At 41.9% G+C, this 17,370-nt stretch carries 14 protein-coding genes and 1 other RNA gene; 6 read left to right on the forward strand and 9 right to left on the reverse strand.

All coding sequences use genetic code 11. The features are described 5' to 3' along the window. Positions 1-112: 112 nt before the first annotated feature. The 5 genes from ACOB82_RS01075 to ACOB82_RS01095 form a co-directional block, all read right to left on the reverse strand. Positions 113-667 carry a YqgE/AlgH family protein gene (locus ACOB82_RS01075; RefSeq protein WP_448211055.1) on the reverse strand — a complete coding sequence of 185 codons (555 nt, stop codon included), beginning with the start codon at positions 665-667 and terminating at the stop codon, positions 113-115. An 18-nt stretch (positions 668-685) separates the two neighbouring features. Beyond that, on the reverse strand, positions 686-1,642 hold the full coding sequence (gshB, locus tag ACOB82_RS01080) for a glutathione synthase (RefSeq protein ID WP_448211056.1): 957 nt from the start codon (positions 1,640-1,642) through the stop codon (positions 686-688). A 129-nt stretch (positions 1,643-1,771) separates the two neighbouring features. Continuing rightward, the gene (rsmE, locus tag ACOB82_RS01085; protein ID WP_448211057.1) at positions 1,772-2,503 is read right to left on the reverse strand and encodes a 16S rRNA (uracil(1498)-N(3))-methyltransferase; all 732 of its coding nucleotides are present in this window, start codon (positions 2,501-2,503) and stop codon (positions 1,772-1,774) included. Between the two features lie 108 nt (positions 2,504-2,611). Then, positions 2,612-4,117 carry a sensor histidine kinase gene (locus tag ACOB82_RS01090; RefSeq protein ID WP_448211058.1) on the reverse strand — a complete coding sequence of 502 codons (1,506 nt, stop codon included), beginning with the start codon at positions 4,115-4,117 and terminating at the stop codon, positions 2,612-2,614. Next, entirely contained in the window at positions 4,107-5,597 is a 1,491-nt protein-coding gene (locus ACOB82_RS01095; RefSeq protein WP_448211059.1) for a sigma-54-dependent transcriptional regulator, read from the reverse strand. Before ACOB82_RS01095 ends, ACOB82_RS01090 begins: the two co-directional genes overlap by 11 nt. Positions 5,598-5,882: 285 nt before the next feature. Here ACOB82_RS01095 and ACOB82_RS01100 point away from each other — a divergent pair, with 285 nt between their 5' ends. From ACOB82_RS01100 to ACOB82_RS01110, 3 genes are all read left to right on the forward strand, one after another. Beyond that, on the forward strand, positions 5,883-7,190 hold the full coding sequence (locus ACOB82_RS01100; RefSeq protein ID WP_448211060.1) for an efflux RND transporter periplasmic adaptor subunit: 1,308 nt from the start codon (positions 5,883-5,885) through the stop codon (positions 7,188-7,190). A 65-nt stretch (positions 7,191-7,255) separates the two neighbouring features. Further along, positions 7,256-7,936: an ABC transporter ATP-binding protein gene (locus ACOB82_RS01105; protein ID WP_448211061.1), complete on the forward strand. Its 681-nt coding sequence runs from the start codon at positions 7,256-7,258 to the stop codon at positions 7,934-7,936. A 29-nt stretch (positions 7,937-7,965) separates the two neighbouring features. After that, the gene (locus ACOB82_RS01110) at positions 7,966-10,470 is read left to right on the forward strand and encodes an ABC transporter permease (protein WP_448211062.1); all 2,505 of its coding nucleotides are present in this window, start codon (positions 7,966-7,968) and stop codon (positions 10,468-10,470) included. 101 nt (positions 10,471-10,571) lie between these two features. Here ACOB82_RS01110 and metK read toward each other — a convergent pair whose 3' ends face one another. Next, on the reverse strand, positions 10,572-11,759 hold the full coding sequence (gene metK / locus ACOB82_RS01115; RefSeq protein WP_448211063.1) for a methionine adenosyltransferase: 1,188 nt from the start codon (positions 11,757-11,759) through the stop codon (positions 10,572-10,574). Between the two features lie 203 nt (positions 11,760-11,962). Further along, the gene (murI, locus tag ACOB82_RS01120; protein WP_448211064.1) at positions 11,963-12,811 is read right to left on the reverse strand and encodes a glutamate racemase; all 849 of its coding nucleotides are present in this window, start codon (positions 12,809-12,811) and stop codon (positions 11,963-11,965) included. A gap of 90 nt (positions 12,812-12,901) precedes the next feature. Between murI and ACOB82_RS01125 the strand changes: the two genes are divergently transcribed. Further along, complete coding sequence (locus ACOB82_RS01125; protein ID WP_448211065.1) at positions 12,902-14,155, forward strand: MDR family MFS transporter; 1,254 nt, start codon at positions 12,902-12,904, stop codon at positions 14,153-14,155. Between the two features lie 45 nt (positions 14,156-14,200). Here ACOB82_RS01125 and ssrS read toward each other — a convergent pair. Both ssrS and ACOB82_RS01135 read right to left on the reverse strand, forming a co-directional pair. Further along, positions 14,201-14,382, reverse strand: a non-coding RNA gene (gene ssrS / locus ACOB82_RS01130) — 6S RNA. Between the two features lie 511 nt (positions 14,383-14,893). Then, positions 14,894-15,196, reverse strand: coding sequence for a cell division protein ZapA (locus ACOB82_RS01135; protein WP_448211066.1), 303 nt, complete (start codon positions 15,194-15,196; stop codon positions 14,894-14,896). Positions 15,197-15,390: 194 nt separating this feature from the next. Here ACOB82_RS01135 and ACOB82_RS01140 point away from each other — a divergent pair, with 194 nt between their 5' ends. Next, positions 15,391-15,966, forward strand: a complete 576-nt coding sequence (locus ACOB82_RS01140; RefSeq protein ID WP_448211067.1) for a UPF0149 family protein — start codon at positions 15,391-15,393, stop codon at positions 15,964-15,966. A gap of 57 nt (positions 15,967-16,023) precedes the next feature. Further along, complete coding sequence (pepP, locus tag ACOB82_RS01145; RefSeq protein ID WP_448211068.1) at positions 16,024-17,358, forward strand: Xaa-Pro aminopeptidase; 1,335 nt, start codon at positions 16,024-16,026, stop codon at positions 17,356-17,358. The last annotated feature ends 12 nt before the right edge of the window (positions 17,359-17,370 follow it).

The raw sequence follows: 17,370 nt of genomic DNA on the forward strand, positions 1-17,370 counted from the left end.
TGCTTGTTAAGCAGTGGTTAACTTAAGCCTTATTAACTTGCGCCCTATGAATCTAAACCCTATTAACCTAAACCCTACGGACCTAAGCCCTATGAACCAAAGCATGGTCAACTTAAGCATGACCAACATCTTGTGATAAATGAACTAAATCAATGCCGAGTTTTTCGGTGGCTTTTTGCCAACGCTGCTCAATCGGGGTTTCAAATAAAATTTCATTATCTGCCGGCAGCGTGAGCCAAGCGTTTTCACTCAGCTCTTGTTCTAATTGCCCAGGACCCCAGCCAGCATAACCTAAGGTTACCATAAACTGTGGCGGTGCTTGCTCAGTACCCAGTGCCATCAAAATATCTTTTGAGGTGGTGATCATCACATCTTTACTGAGGGCTAAAGAACTGCTCCAGCAATCTTGGGGGCTATGTAACACAAAACCTCGCTCCTGAGCAACTGGGCCACCAGTTAAGACTTGTTGCTCTAATGAGGGCATTTTGGGTTTATGGGCATCAATTTGCTCAAGTAACTCATTGAGGGTTAAGTTGACGGGTAAATTAATAATCAAGCCCATGGCACCGTCATCATTATGTTCACAAATATAGGTAACAGTGCGGCTAAAATAAGGGTCGCCCATGGCTGGCATGGCGATTAATAATTGATTCTCTAAACTATCCATCAACTAACTCCTTACCGATTAATTACGAGATGCTATCTGCTGTTCGATGGCATCCATTAATTTGCCCGAAATATTAATGCTAAACGCTGCTTCAATTTCACGTATACAGGTTGGGCTAGTAACATTAATTTCAGTGACTTTATCACCAATTACATCAAGACCTACAAAAATTAAACCACGTTTTTTAAGCTCAGGAGCAATAGTTTCAGCGACTAATTTATCGCTTGCTGAAAGTGGGCGAGGTTCGCCACTGCCGCCTGCGGCTAAATTACCACGCGTTTCACCTTGTGCAGGAATACGCGCTAAGCAATAAGGCATGACTTCACCATTCACAATTAAAATGCGCTTATCACCGTCTTTAATTGCCGGCATATATTCTTGTACCATAGCATATTGACTGCCATGTGCGGTTAAGGTTTCAATAATTACCCCAACATTGGCATCATCTTCTTTAATTCGGAAAATTGAAGAGCCACCCATGCCATCAAGCGGCTTAATAATTACATCTTTATTGGCTTGGTGAAATGCGCGAATACGTTTATCACTGCGAGTAACTAAGGTTTTCGGGGTTAATTCAGGGAACCACGAGGTAAATAATTTTTCGTTGCAGTCACGTAAGCTTTGCGGTTTATTGACAATTAAAGTGCCGGCAACTTCAGCGCGCTCAAGCATATAAGTGGCGTAGATATACTCGGTATCAAACGGTGGATCTTTACGCATCAACACAGCGTCTAATTCGCTTAAGGCGATATCTTGCTCGGCGCCTAAGTCGTACCAATGCTCTGCATTATCGTAAACTTTGACCGGATGCACCGAGGCACGACATTCGCCTTGCTCGATATATAAGTCTTTCATTTCGATATAAAACAGTTCATAACCACGTTGCTGAGCTTCCAGCATCATCGCCATTGAAGAGTCTTTATGTACTTTGACTGTTGAAATAGGATCCATTACGACCCCAAGTTTAATTGTCATCTTTTTTCCTAAAAACTAAGTCTTGAAAAAGCCCTAAATCAATTCATGAAAATCAATTGCTGCAAGCCAATTGTTGTCAATGAGCTGTTATAAGTCAGCCGTTATAAATCAGCTCTTATAAATTAGCCGTTATAAATCACCGAAGCGACATTGAAGCGCGGTGATCGCGGTCAATGCTGCAGTTTCAGTTCGTAACACTCTTGGCCCAAGTAAGACATCGGTAAACTCTGCTTGCGCGGCACGCTCAATTTCGTCATCACTTAAGCCACCTTCCGGGCCAATAAGTAACCTAACACGATTAGTTTCTACTGGCAGTGTCATAATTGAGTGCTGCGCTCTTGGGTGCAAATTTAGTTTAATGGCATCAGTTTGCTGCGTTAGCCAATCATCTAACTGTATCGCCGGTTTGACTTCTGGCACCCGAGTACGACCACTTTGCTCACAGGCACTGATGACAATTTTTTGCCATTGTTCAACTTTTTTCGCCAAGCGATCGCCGGTTAGCTTGACACCACAGCGTTCAGTAAACAAAGGCGTAATTGTATTTACGCCAAGTTCCACTGATTTTTGTAAGGTAAAGTCCATGCGGTCGCCACGAGAAATACCTTGCCCTAAATGAATATTCAGTGGTGATTCATTATTCACTTCTTGAGCTTCGGTGATCGTGACATTGGCCGATTTTTTACTGACATCAACCAGTAGACCGGTATATTCGATATTCGACTCACCATTAAACAAGGTGATTACATCATTATTTTGTAAACGTAATACACGAATTACATGACCAAAAGCGTCGTCAGATAATGAAACGGTATCACCACATGCAAGTGGCTGAGCAAGGTAAATTCTAGGGTTGCGCATTACGCCTTAACTACCAGAAAATCAGTTTGTTAGATAATTTAGAACATAGGGGCTTGCCGTTAAAAAAACAAGGCTAAGGGCTAAATTAAACTATATTCACCAATGAAATTAAAACACTAAACTAAACTTTGTTCCTACGCCTTGCTGGGTCCCAACGTTTTGTTGGGTTCCGGCGCCTTGCTGGCTTTGCAATGTCACATAGCCGCCGTGAGCCAACATCACTTGCCGAGTTAGCGCCAGGCCAACACCAGAGCCTTCTTTTTTTGTGGTAAAAAATGGCACAAATACCTTCTCGGCAATATCGGCATTAATGCCTGGGCCGTTGTCAAAAACTTCAATAACGACATGGCCTCGGCTATTAATAAAGGCACTTAATGTTACTTTTAGTGCAGTGTATTCTTGGTGCTGGTCATCTTGCTGCTGCTTATCTTGCTGAAGATCGCCTTGCTGAAGATTGCCTTGTTCAAGTTTTGGCAGTGAGCGCAGCGCCTGTTCGGCATTGCGCAGCAGGTTTATCAACACTTGCTCAATCATTTCAGCATCGGCTTGTACCGTTAAACTTGATGGCGTTACCGTCGATGCCAGCGAAATACCATATTCTGGCCATTGCTGACAGGCAATACGTTCCACTTGAGACAATAAATTTGCTAACGATACCTGACGTTTATTGGGCGGCGGTAATCTGGTCAATCGGCGATAACTAGTAACAAACTGCATTAAATTATCGCTGCGCCTAGCAACTGTCGTAACCGCATCATTAACATCGTTAAGCTCAGCAATTATCTCATGGTATTGGTCAGGGTACTGCTCAGAGTATTGCTTAGAGTGCTGGCTAACTTGTTCGGTAACATCATTAACTAAATCAACCGCGGTTTGAGCTAGTGAGGCAACTGGAGTGATGCTATTCATAATTTCATGGGTCAATACTTTAACTAGGTCTTGCCAAGCCTCTAATTGCGCGGTGTCGAGCTCTGATTGAATATCTTGCAAGCTGATCAATAGCTCTTGTTTTTGGGCAACAATTACCTGTGTTGCTGAAATGCTGAGCTGGTGCTGCATACCGTCTATGGTAATAGTCACTAACGAGCGCTCTCCGGGCATTAACGTGGTTAATTGTTTGGCAAAGCTTGGGTGAAACTGATCCAAATCGCTCAGTTTAGTGACGCCATGAGTGCCAAAAAGCCTTCTGGCGCTATTATTCCAAAGGGTAATTTGTTGGTCAGATTGAATACTAATTAATGGCACAGGCACATGCTCAATCACTGCTTTAACATGGCGCAAATGTTCTTCTTGCTGATTACGGGCTTTTTGTAATTGCGACAAAATATCGCTAAAGGCTTTTCCTAACTCATCAAAACCGGCACCAAGTTTTGATAAATCAAAACGCTGAGAATAATCAGCATGGCGAGCGGCATCGAAAAATCGGACAATTTCATTATTGGTGCGAGTGATCAAACGAATTAGCGAAAATAGCTGGCCACCCAGTGCCAATAGCAACAATATACTCATTGCATGATAGCCCGGCTGCATTAAACACCATGCCAGTGCCGTTAACGTGACCATAGCGGCAATGGTGCGAATAACAATGGCGAGGGTAAAACGTTTAAAGCCCATGCTTTTCCATCCTGCGATAAAGCGCTGCGCGCGTTAAACCGAGCTCTTTGGCGGTGTGACTAATATTGTAGCGATGTTTTTTCAACGCTTGCGCAATAGCTAATTTCTCAATTGCCTCTAAATTTAGCTCTGTAGGTAAGGTTATTGAGTTATCTGATTGCTCGGCAGCGTTCTTAGTTGTTAGGTTTTCATCAAATCCGCTACCACTTATACCAATGCCAGCAGCGGTACCACTGTCAGTAGTGCTAGCGGGCGGTTGTGATGCTGGCGCTGAAAACGAGTCAGTTAATTGAAAGTCTTGTGGGCTTAATGCTTGGTTATCAGTGAGTATCACTGCTCTTTCTATGGCATGGCGTAGCGCGCGAATATTGCCCGGCCAATGATAATTAAGCAGCGCTTGCTGGGTTAATGGTGGCAGGGTCAAGTGAGGTTTTTGGTATTTTTTGCCGTATAAGCCGATAAAATGCTCGGCAATAGCAATAATATCTTCACCGCGCTCGCGCAGCGCTGGCAGGGTTATTTCAACAGTATTTAGCCTAAACAATAAGTCCTGTCGAAAGTACTGCTCATTGGTTAATTGCAGCTTATTGGCATTAGTTGCTGCGACCACTCTGACATTAAACGGCTCAGACGTATTTGAGCCAAGGGGCGTAACTTTTCGCTGCGCTAGCACGGTCAGTAGCTTTGCTTGCAAATGCAGCGGTAAATTGCCTATTTCATCTAGAAATAAAGTGCCACCGTCAGCTGCTTTTATCTTGCCAACACGATCATGTTGGGCACCAGTAAATGCGCCTTTTTTATGGCCAAACAGTTCACTTTCAAACAAGGTTTCTGATAGCGCGCCTAAATCCACCGATAAAAATACCTGATCGCAGCGCAAACTCTGTTGGTGAATCGCTTTAGCGATTAATTCTTTACCCGTACCATTTTCACCTAAAATCAGTACATTAGCATCTGTTGGTGCGGCGCGCGCTACTAAGTCATACACAGCTTGCATGGCAGGGGATTGACCAATAATTTGCTCACTAAAATTTGTGCTGGCCTGAACCAGCGCTTGATTGGTTGATTTTAGGTGTTGGGCCTCTTGGCGCGAGCGGTTAAGCTCTAGTGCTGTGGTGACCGTAGCAATAACTTTTTCATTGTGCCAAGGCTTAGCAATAAAATCTGTTGCTCCTTGTTTAATTGCCTCTACCGCAATATCAACGCCACCATGGGCGGTGATCATAATAACAATCGCATTAGGGTTAATGGTTAGAATTTGTTTAAGCCAATAAAAACCTTGTTCGCCTGAGCTTTCGCCGGGACCAAAATTCATATCAAGTAAAATGACATCATAGGCATTTGCCGCTAATAAAGTTGGCAGTTGCTCTGGGCGATTACATATTTGCACATCAGAAAACTGCCGTTTTAATAACAATTTACCCGCGACCAAAATGTCTTCATCGTCGTCAACAATCAGAATATGTGCATCTTTTTTCATTTGGGTACTTTACTCGCCATTCGCTTGCTATTCACTTGCCAATAACTTTCTCTAGTGTTCATTAACGTACACCTAGTGTTCATAAACGTACAGTATTTTTTATTAATAATTATTTCAAAATATTAATTATTAATAAAAACAATAAGATAACACTTGGCTCGATAATTGTAATCTTATTGTTAACTTAACTGTGAAATAGAAATACTTTGGCTGCTTAGCATTGAAAACAGCCTGTTTAAAACAGCTAAAGTGTTAACCAATAAATTAAGAGATACGAGAAATAACATGATGAATAAAGCTGCACTTAAAACCGTTGATAACGCTTCCAGCGCTGTTAGTGGTGCAGGCATGGATCGCAAGGTTGTTCGCCAAAGTGTCAATTATAAAAAGTGGCTGGCAGTTATGGTCGGTGCACTGATATTGCTTTGGTTGGCAGTGAAAATCACCGAGCAATCAACTGGGAAAGTGTTAGCGGTTAATAGCAATCGCATTATTGTTTCAACGGTGAGTAAAGGGGTATTCGAAGACTTTATTCCTGTGCGAGGCCGAGTTGCACCGGCAAAAACCGTGTACTTAGACGCGATTGAGGGCGGCCGAGTTGAACGCATTCTTGTTGAAGATGGTGTTGAACTGCAAGCGGGCGATTTAATTGTTGAGCTGTCAAATGCATCACTGCAACTTAATGTTCTAGGCAATGAAGCAAGAGTTGCCGAGCAGCTTAACAATATGCGCTCGATTGAACTTAATTTAGAGCAAAATCGCTTACGTCATAAAAGCAACCTGATCGATATTGAATATCAAATCAAACTGCTGACTCGCCAATTAGCACGCGAGCAATCGTTGCTTGACCGCGGCGCTATTACTCAATCTAAATATGATGACACCGCTGATACCTTAGCTTGGTATAAAAGTCAGCGTGAAGTGACATTAGAAAGCCAAAGCTCAGATGCCAAAATGCAAGAAGCGCAATTGGCATTTTTAAAAGAAACCAGCGAGCGCTTAGAGCATAACTTAGCAATTTCCCGTAAAAATTTAGAAAACATGAATGTTAGAGCGCCGGTTGCCGGCAAGCTGTCTGGGTTTAATGTTGAGATTGGTCAAAGTATTGGCCGTGGCGAACGTCTTGGCCAAATCGATACCCCAAATGATTATAAGGTAACGGCGTTTATTGATGAGTTTTATTTAGGACGAGTTGATATTGGCCAAAACGCGCAATTTGATCAGTACCCACTGAAAATCAGCAAAATTTACCCACAAGTACAAAATGGTCAGTTTGAAGTCGACTTTACCTTTGTTGAACACCAACCACGTGATATCCGCCGTGGTCAAACCGTGCAAACCAAATTGACCTTAGGTGATGCTTCACAGGCTGTACTTATTCCTAATGGCGCATTTTATCAAGATACCGGTGGTAATTGGATATTTGTCGTCAGTGCTGATGGCACTGAGGCAGTAAGACGACCTGTGCGCCTTGGCCGACGCAACAACCAGTTCATTGAAGTGATTGAAGGCCTAGAAGTAGGGGAGCAGGTGGTGACTAGTCCTTACACAAGTTACAAAGAGATGCAACGTTTAGCGCTTGATAAGTCATAGCTATTTACCAAAAGCGCAAATTAAAAAACTTTAAAAGAACCAAATTTTTACAAGGAATTAGCACTATGTTGAAATTACATAATTTATCACGCATTTACCAAACGCAAGATGTCGAAACTTTAGCGTTAAACCAAGTCAATATTGAAATAGCTCAAGGTGAGTTTGTCGCGATTATGGGACCATCAGGCTGCGGTAAATCTACCTTGCTAAACACCATTGGCATGTTGGATTCGCCAACATCTGGCCAATATATTTTTAATGATGAAGATATTTCCGGCTATTCCGAGCAACAACTTGCGGCCATTCGAAAGAAAAATATTGGGTTTATTTTTCAGAACTTTAACTTAATTGATGAGTTAACTGTAGAAGAAAACATTGAGCTGGCGCTGCTATACCACAATATTCCAGCCACAGAGCGTAAGGCGCGGGTGGCGAAAGTCATGGACAAAGTCGGCATAGCTCATCGCGCTAAACATATGCCAAGCCAATTATCGGGTGGTCAACAGCAACGGGTAGCGGTAGCACGTGCAGTGGTTGGCGATCAAAAAATGATTTTAGCTGATGAACCAACAGGGAATTTAGACAGTGCACATGGCCAAGAAGTAATGGAAATGCTGCAAACACTCAATGACAGCGGTACTACCATAGTGATGGTTACTCACAGCCCTGCACATGCAGACTACGCCAAACGCACGATTAATCTTTTCGATGGTCATGTGGTAACTGAAAACATCAAAGCCGCATAGCTTGCTTAGCTCGGTAAAAGGATAAGATTATGTTTAAAAACTATTTGGTTACCGCTTGGCGTAACATACTAAAAAACGGCATTTTTTCGATAATTAATATATTTGGTTTAGCCGTTGGCTTAATGAGCTGTATTTTGATCATGCTGTTTGTCAAAGATGAGTCGGGCTATGATCAATGGCTACCTGACAGCGACCGACTCGCCAGAATTCATTCCGCATTTACTATGCCTGGGCAACCAGCATTTTTAACCGTGCGCTCTGCTGGGCGTATGATGGAAGCAATTAGAGACTATGCCAAAAACGAAGTAGAAACCGGCGTGCGGATTATTCAGTATGGCACCACCGTTCAGCACAATGGTGAGGGCTTTGCAGAACAGGCATCGATGGTTGATCCAAGCTTTTTTAATGTCTTTGATTTACCTTTTTTGCACGGCGATAAAGCCAGTTCGTTTGCAAAACCCATGGATTTAATTGTCACCAAAGAAATGGCGCAGAAGTATTTTGGTCGTGATGATGTGATTGGCGAAACCATGACGTTTTCAATAGGACCTGATGTTGTCAGCTTAACCGTGACAGGGGTGTTAGATAAATTCCCCAGTGCCACTCATTTAGACATTAATTTTATTGTTTACTTAAACCCTGCACTTTTCGAAAACGACACTAACGTGCTTCACACCTGGAACAGCGTTAATGTTTATACCTATTTTAAATTAAACCCTGAGATAACTATTGCCCAATTCCAAGAGCGCATTAATTATTGGATAAATAATGAAAGCCCATTTATTGAAATGGGTAAGCAATTTTTAGGGGATAAATGGCAAGGGAAGCAGGTGACTGATTTCTTCAACCTACACGCAATGTCTGTACCCAATATTCACCTTAATGCTAAAGCTGACGCTGGTAATATGGGCGATTTAACCCCGATGGGGGATAAGCGTATGATCCAAACCTTTACTGTGGTTGCTGGGTTATTATTGATTATTGCTTGTATAAACTTTATGAACCTTGCTACGGCCAAAGCCAGTAAACGTGCGAAAGAAGTGGCGATGCGCAAAGTACTTGGTGCTACTCGTTCTCAAGTTGCTACCCAGTTTTTAAGTGAAGCGATTACTTTAGTGTTTATTGCACTGTTGTTTGCGGTAGCTGCCGCCGAATTAGTCTTGCCCATGTATAACCAAATTCTTGGGAAAGAGTTACAACTGCAGCTATTTGATGATCCCAGCTTATTATTACAACTGATTTTAGTGGCGATAGCTGTTGGTCTTGCAGCTGGCATTTATCCTGCGCTTTATTTATCAAAGTTTTTACCTGGTCATATTTTAAAAGCCAGTAAAAGCTCTGAGTCTCAAGGTTCAAGTCAATTACGTAATATTTTAGTGGTGCTGCAATTTGCAACCTCAGTGATTTTGGTGGTGGCAACCATTGTCGTTTACGGGCAAACCTTGTATTCAAATGCTGCTGACGTTGGTTATCGCTATAACGATAAGTTAGTGTTAAACGTAAGGGCTGCGCGTGAAAATAGCGAAAGCTTAAAGCAAGAACTGTTAAACTTACCTGAAGTCACCTCGGTCAGTTTTTCTTCAGAAGCGCCAACCCAGGATAACGAAAATAACAATCAATTCACTTTGCTGGAATTAAACCCACAAGGGGAAAAAGTTGAGCCGCTGATGCTTAATTATCATCATATGGATTACGGCTTTTTTGAAAGCTATGGGGTTAAACCGCTAGCGGGGCGATTATTCGATGAAAGCTTCGGCTCTGATCCCATTATTCCATTACCAGAAGATAGTAATGAAATTGGTCAGGCAAGTGTGATTTTAAATCAGTTAGCAGCAAGTAAATTGGGCTTTACTGACCCATCACAGGCAATTGGTAAAACACTAGCACTTGGTAAACATCATCTACGTATTATCGGTGTTATTCCTAATCTTCATTTTCGCTCAATTAAGTTTGGCATTCGCGCCAGTGCTTATATGCTAAACCCTGCGCGTTTTAGTGTCGCAAGTATTGCCTTTAGTACCAATGACGTCCCTGCGCTAATGGCAAAGATTGAAGCAGTTTGGAAGCAAAATGTGCCAATGCAGCCGATTAGTTTACAATTTTTGTCTGAAATGATGGCGGCGCAGTATCAAGATGAAACCACGATGGCGCGGTTATTCTTAGCGTTTTCTGTATTGGCGATTATTGTTGCCTGCCTAGGGCTTTATGGCTTGTCAGCTTATACCGTAGAGCGCAGAACCAAAGAAATTGGTATTCGAAAAGTCATGGGGGCAACAGTAACCGATGTGGTGAAATTACTGATTTGGCAATTCTCTAAACCGGTATTAATAGCCAATCTTATTGCTTGGCCAGTGGCGAGTTATCTAATGCTAGATTGGCTGCAATCATTCCCATACCGAATCGAGAACTGGTATTTAGTGCCAATTTGTATTGCGGTTGGCACTACCTCGCTGTTAATTGCTTGGTTGACTGTTGGTGGAAATGCCGCGCGCGTTGCCAAACGTAATCCAGTACATGCGCTGCGTTATGAGTAGAAAGCGTTGCGAATAAAAAGCGTATGAAAATATAAAATAACTAAAACAAGAAGCCGCTCAATCGAGCGGCTTCTTAATAGCTAAAAGCGGAAAAACTTTGGTTATAAACCAGCAGCTTGGCGTAAGGCTTCTGCTTTATCAGTTTTTTCCCAGCTAAATGCGGTGAAGGTTTCGCCGTCTACCGTCATTTCATAAGGCTCACGACCAAAGTGACCATAAGCCGCGGTTTGCTGATACATAGGATGCAACAAGTCTAACATTTTAGTAATGCCGTAAGGGCGTAGATCAAAATGCTCACGTACTAATTCAGTAAGTTTTTCTTCACTTACTTTGCCTGTACCGAATGTTTCAACGGTAATTGATGTTGGCTCTGCAACACCAATGGCGTAAGACACTTGAATTTCACAGCGATCAGCAAGACCAGCTGCCACAATGTTTTTCGCTACATAACGACCCGCATAAGCGGCACTGCGATCTACTTTTGATGGATCTTTACCAGAGAATGCGCCGCCACCGTGACGCGCCATACCGCCGTAGGTATCAACAATAATTTTACGACCGGTTAAGCCACAGTCACCAACTGGACCACCAATCACGAAACTACCGGTAGGGTTGATAAAATACTTTGTGTTTTCTGTTAAAAGCTCAGCAGGTAATACGTGTTTGATAATGTTTTCCATTACCGCATCGTGTAATTTATCTTGTGAAATATCAGGGTTGTGTTGAGTCGATAATACCACAGCGTCAATAGCTACTGGTTTATCGTCTTCATAAACAAAGGTAACCTGACTTTTAGCATCTGGACGTAACCAAGGTAACACGCCTGATTTGCGAACTTCTGCTTGACGCTCAACTAATAAGTGAGAGTAATAAAGTGGTGCCGGCATTAAAGTTTCGGTTTCATTGGTGGCATAACCAAACATTAAACCTTGGTCGCCAGCGCCTTGCTCTTCTGGTTTAGCGCGGTCAACACCTTGTGCTATTTCAGAAGACTGCTGACCAATTAAATTCATAATGCCGCAAGTTTCACCGTCGAAACCAACATCAGAAGAAGTGTAACCAATATCGCAAATCACTTTACGAGTAATACGTTCAAGATCAACCCAAGCATTGGTTGATATTTCACCCGAAATAATGGCTACGCCAGTTTTTACCATAGTTTCACAAGCCACGCGCGCGTGTTTGTCTTGGGCAATAATAGCGTCTAAAACTGCATCAGAAATTTGATCGGCAATTTTATCTGGATGACCTTCTGAAACTGATTCAGAGGTGAATAAATGTCTAGACATAAAACCTCAATAATTTTGTATAGATATCGCAAATAAATTACAGCTAATTTTTCCCAGCTAACTGTAGTACGCGACAAATTTTTCGCCATTCTAACCTAAGCGTTTTTTAAAATAAAGGTTTTTACGTCTAGACGTCTAAAACGTTTTTTGGCATTGATAGCTATGGTTTTGGAAAAGTAGGTGTTTTAAGCGTCAGCAATTTATTAATGATCTAATGACTGATAAACAAATGGCTCTGCCCAGAAATGTTGGATGATACTTTGCTGTTTTTTATCTATTTTAGATGAAAGCACTAAATGAGAGGCTTGGCGGCTAGTTACTGACAAAAGTTGTTGTTCAGATAATCGACGGACTAGTTCTTTGGTTACGGGTTCTGCGGTTTCAAGTAAGGTAATACTATTGTCAATTAACGCGCTAATTTGCTGGGCAATTAATGGGTAATGGGTACAGCCTAATACTAAAGTGTCTATTCCTTGCGCCAGTAATGGCGTTAAATATTCTTGCAGTAATTGCGAACATTGTGCTGATTCTTGGCTTCCTTGTTCAATTAGCTGAACTAAGCCAGGGCAAGGTTGAATAAATACTTCAGCTTGCTGCTTATGGGTCGCCACTAAATCAAGAAAACGCTGATTGTTGGCAGTAGCGCTGGTAACTAAAATTCCTACTCTTTGGTTCTTGCTATGTAACACAGCAGGTTTAATTGCTGGTTCAACGCCAATAATTGGAATATCAACGCGCTGGCGCAGTTGTTCAATGGCATTAACTGTTGCAGTATTACAAGCTACCACAATCGCTTTGACTTGTTGCTTGATTAAGGCATCGGCAACTTGATTTACTCTAACTTCAATCTCTTCTGGGCTTTTTTCTCCATAAGGCGCATATAAACTATCAGCAACATAGATTAGCCGTTCATTAGGCAACTGTTTGGCAATACAACGGGCGATGGAAATGCCGCCAATGCCAGAGTCAAATACGCCAATAGCTTGGGAATTGAGCGAATTTTGCTCTGTGCTTGTAGTTGATGAATTTGAAGTTGAAAAAAGTTGAGTCATAAACGTCAAAATGATTAATAAAACGTTGCCGTTATAGGGGCTTTTCTATTTAATGTAAAGCCCGTTTCATATTTATCTTTATTGCAGTACATGGAAAGTAACGTCTCCTTTTCCACGGTAAAAAAATTCCCTCGCCTAATGTGGATAATTTTATTTGGTGATTTTATCACGCGTGGTAGCTATTACATGGTGTGGCCATTTTTAGCGGTGATCTTGTATCAAAAATTTAACTTAGCAGCGACCGAAGTCGGATTGATTTTATCAGTAGCGGCAGTAATTTCAGTGTGTATTGGTTTTTTTGGTGGCGCGCTTTCCGATTTACTTGGTCGAAAAAAGGTGATGTTCTCCAGCGGCATTGTTTATGTTCTGTCATTTGTGATGTTGGCGTTTGTTGATAGCGTGCCTGGATATGTGCTGGTAATAACCTTATGTTCAATGTCTAAGGCGATTTGGGATCCACCGACGCAAGCGTTAGTTGCTGATATTTTGCCTGATGTACAAGTGCGGGAATTAGCGCTGCAAGCTAGATATTTTATCGTAAATGTTGGCTGTGCTATTGGCCCAATGATTGGGGTTTATTATGGCGTAACTGGCCAGCAATCAACGTTTTTATTGACCGCGGCAACGTTTGCGCTGTGGTTGATGTTGCTGGTGTTTGGCATGGCGCAGCATGGCGATATTGAAGAGCATAAACAAGCGACTCAGCATCGTTTGCGAGATACGTGGAAAGTACTGTTTCAAGACAAGCTGTTGCAATGCTTAATTGTCGCCAACATTATTTGTATGTTTGTGTACGCGCAAATGGACTCAACGCTTATTCAATACTTAACGCGAGCAGAAGTGCCCGAGTTGATGAAATTAATTTCCAGTATGATATTGGCGAATGCCTTAGTCATTATTACCAGTCAGTTTGTGTTGCTAAAAATGATGACCCGCTTAACATTAACTCAGCGCATTCAAATTGGTTTAGTGATGCTGGCCATTTCACAGCTGTGGATGATGCTAAATCCTGTAACAGCGTTTTGGGGCTGGATTGGTGCGGTTATAATTATGAGCTTAGCCGAAGCTATTTTATTCCCAACAATGAATGTGCAAATAGATCGGCTGGCACCGAAGCATTTACGTGGTGCTTATTTTGGCGCGGCCTCGTTTTATTTGATTGGCTTTGCCATGGCGCCCCTTGGCGGCGGTTTAATACTCGATTTATTAAGCGGACCTTGGGTGTTTGGTATAGGCGCAGGGTTAATCATGTTAACTATGTACTTATATAGTATTTTAGATAGGTTGCCACGCCCAGACTTTAGCCTAATGATGGCTAAAACGAATAAGACGGATGAAAGCTAAGTACGTAAGAGGCTTAGAATAAAAGAAAAGGTTAAAGCAAGATAAGCTGCTTCCAGAATGCCGCAGTCAACATTAGTCCTGAACACCGTGTGTTCAGGGCGGAAATTGCACTAAAGCCGTAGGCTTCCCGATACTAGTCGGGCATGCTCAATAGCCATAGCTGAATTCCCTAAGGTAAAACTTATCGGCTCAGGGACATAGTTAACACGCGAACATCCCAGAAGACAGACCTGAATTATAGCAAATTCGTCGCTAGATTTAAGTAAATTATTCGCTAACTAGTGCTGTTTGCTGGCTTAATAAACTAATTGATTATTTATCAGCAAATTATCTTGTTCGTTGAGACACGTTAACTGGAAATTTGTTAGCAAAAAGCGGGCTTTTCTTAGGGTCTGTTGCTCTTTCAGTTTGTAACTCTGTTGTTTTTGAAAAAGCAGTCAATCGCGGCGCTTAATATAAAGTTTGGTTATTCCAAATGCATATTAAGCAACAAAGAGTGACACTTTTTCAGAACAACCCGAAGGGCTATGACTAATTTTCAACCTAACTGCGTTGAAAATCGTTAATGTAGAATAACTACATTACACTCTGTTCGCCTTGTCATCTTAAAAATTAGCCTAAAGCAGAGACTAAAATGAAAGATCAACAGACCCTAATCAAAAGTAAAGAAATTAATACGGTTATTAAGTTTAAGAGGCGCGGTGAAACAAGCAGAAACTAGGTAAATTTAAGGCAGGCCTATGCTGATTTATTATGTTGACCAAGCGCTTGTTCAATCGTTGATTGTAGCAAAGCAATTTTACTTTGAGTTGCTTCGCGCTCTTTTTCATGACTTTGTTTGGCAACTAATAACTCGTTCACTAAGTTTAACGCGACCATCATCAATACTTGCTCTGGCGTATTAATCGCATCGGTTTTATTAAAGCTAGTCAAACGCTGATCTAATTCAGAAGCGGCGGCAAATAGCGCACTTTCCTGACCGACAGGGCAAGCAATTTTATATTTTCGACCAGCGATGGTAATTTCTACTTTGTTGCGCATTGCCGGAGCGAATTCCTTTAAAAATCAGTAAAGTCAGTGAATACCTCGCACTATAACCATCTGGTTAGTGGTATGCAAGCAATATGCACCGGCGTGCGATTAATCGTGATTAAAATGCGCTAATTAGGGTGGTGTCAAATAGGGGGCAATGGTAGGATTAACGCCATCTAATTAATGACATTTTGTGAAATAACATGTCTGAACAAACATTACTCGACTTTGCTCAACTGCAAGCCATTCTAACCTCAGAAAGTGTGCAAATTCATGCCGCCGAATTACATGGCGTTTTATCCGGCTTAATTTCTTCTGGTTATGAATTTGAAAGTACCGATTATCAGGCTATTGTCTGCGATATGCTGAATAACGGTGAGCCTCTACCGTCACCAGTAAAAGACACCGTGAAAAAACTTTATAGCAATATTTGGCAATCGCTACTTGATGACTCTTTTGGTTTTAGCTTGTTGTTACCTGATGACGATGATGCCATTGCCGAGCGCGCGAATGGTTTAGGCCAGTGGGTGCAGGGCTTTAATTTAGGTTTTGGCTTGCAACAAAAAGACGCTGGTGGCCATTCAGATGATGTGAAAGAAGTGCTGAATGACTTTGCTGAAATTGCTAATTTATCTGACGATATTGATGATGATGAAGCCACCGAACAAGCTTACTATGAAATTGCCGAGTACGTTAAAGTATCAGTGTTGTTGTGCTTTGCTGAGTTAGGCGCTGCGCCATCGGCACCGAGTAATGATGATAAGAAAACCATTCATTAAGTTAGCATCTTTTTTCATCGTACTAGCATTTAAACTTATTTAATAGAATTAACCCTTATGCTTAAAAACACCCTAATTCCTTTATCTGAATTTCAACAACGTCGCCAAGCATTAATCGATGCGATGCCAGAAAATTCAGTGGTGGTAATTAAATCAGCCGAAGAAATTACCCGCAGTAACGATACCGAATTTCCATTTTGTCAAAATAAAAACTTTTACTACTTAACGGGCTTTCATGAGCCGGATGCATTATTGGTGCTGGTGAAAAAGCAGCAGCAAGATTATCAAAGCGTGTTCTTTTGTCGCGATAAAGATCCGTTAATGGAAGTATGGCACGGCAGACGTGTCGGCTATGAAGCAGCTAAAACCGATTTTGGTTTTGATGTCAGTTTTTCCAATGATGAAATTTCAGAGCAATTGGTTGGCTATTTAACCAATGCCAGCGCAGTGCTTTACTGCTTTGATGATATTGACGTGATGACCATGATAAGCGAGGCGAATGCACAAATTGCTAGCCAGTTCCGTATTGGTCATAAGCCGCCAGCAACTATGTTAGATTGTGCACCGATTATTCACGAATTGCGTTTACATAAGAGTGCCAATGAAATTGCGGTTATGCGCCGCGCTAACGAAATAAGTGGCAATGCCCATCATCGCGCAATGACCTCAGCTGCTGCAGGCAAGTTTGAATATCAAATTGAAGCAGAAATGTTACATGAATTTGCGGTCAATGGCGCGCGTCACCCTGCTTACGGTTCCATTGTTGCTGGTGGCGATAATGCGAATATTTTGCATTACACCGATAATGACGATGTGTTAAATAATGGTGAATTGCTACTCATTGATGCTGGTGGTGAATTAGCGGGTTATGCCGCCGATATCACCCGTACTTTTCCTGTGAGTGGTAAATTTACTGAGCCGCAAAAAATAATTTACCAGCTGGTTCTTGATTCGCAAATTGCCGTGATTGATGCCATTAAACCGGGCAATACTTTTGCTAATTTAAATGATATTGCCTGTGAAGTGCTGACCAAGGGCCTTTATGAGCTAGGTATTTTACAAGGTGATTTGCCGACACTAATTGCTGAAAAAGCGTGTAAACAATATTTTATCCACGGGCTAGGCCATTGGTTAGGGCTAGATGTTCATGATGTTGGTGATTATCAAACCACAGAACAGCGCGAGCAACTTAGAAAATTTGTACCGGGCATGGTGATGACCATTGAACCGGGGCTTTATATTCCAAAAGGCTGTGATGCTGACGAGAAATGGCACGGCATAGGTGTGCGTATTGAAGATAATATTTTAGTGACCGAAAACGGTTATGAAAACTTATCAAAAGACGTAGTCAAAACCATTGCTGATATTGAGTCGTTAATGGCGCAGGCTTAAATTATGGTTAAG

It is taken from the genome of Colwellia sp. MEBiC06753 (assembly GCF_053470325.1).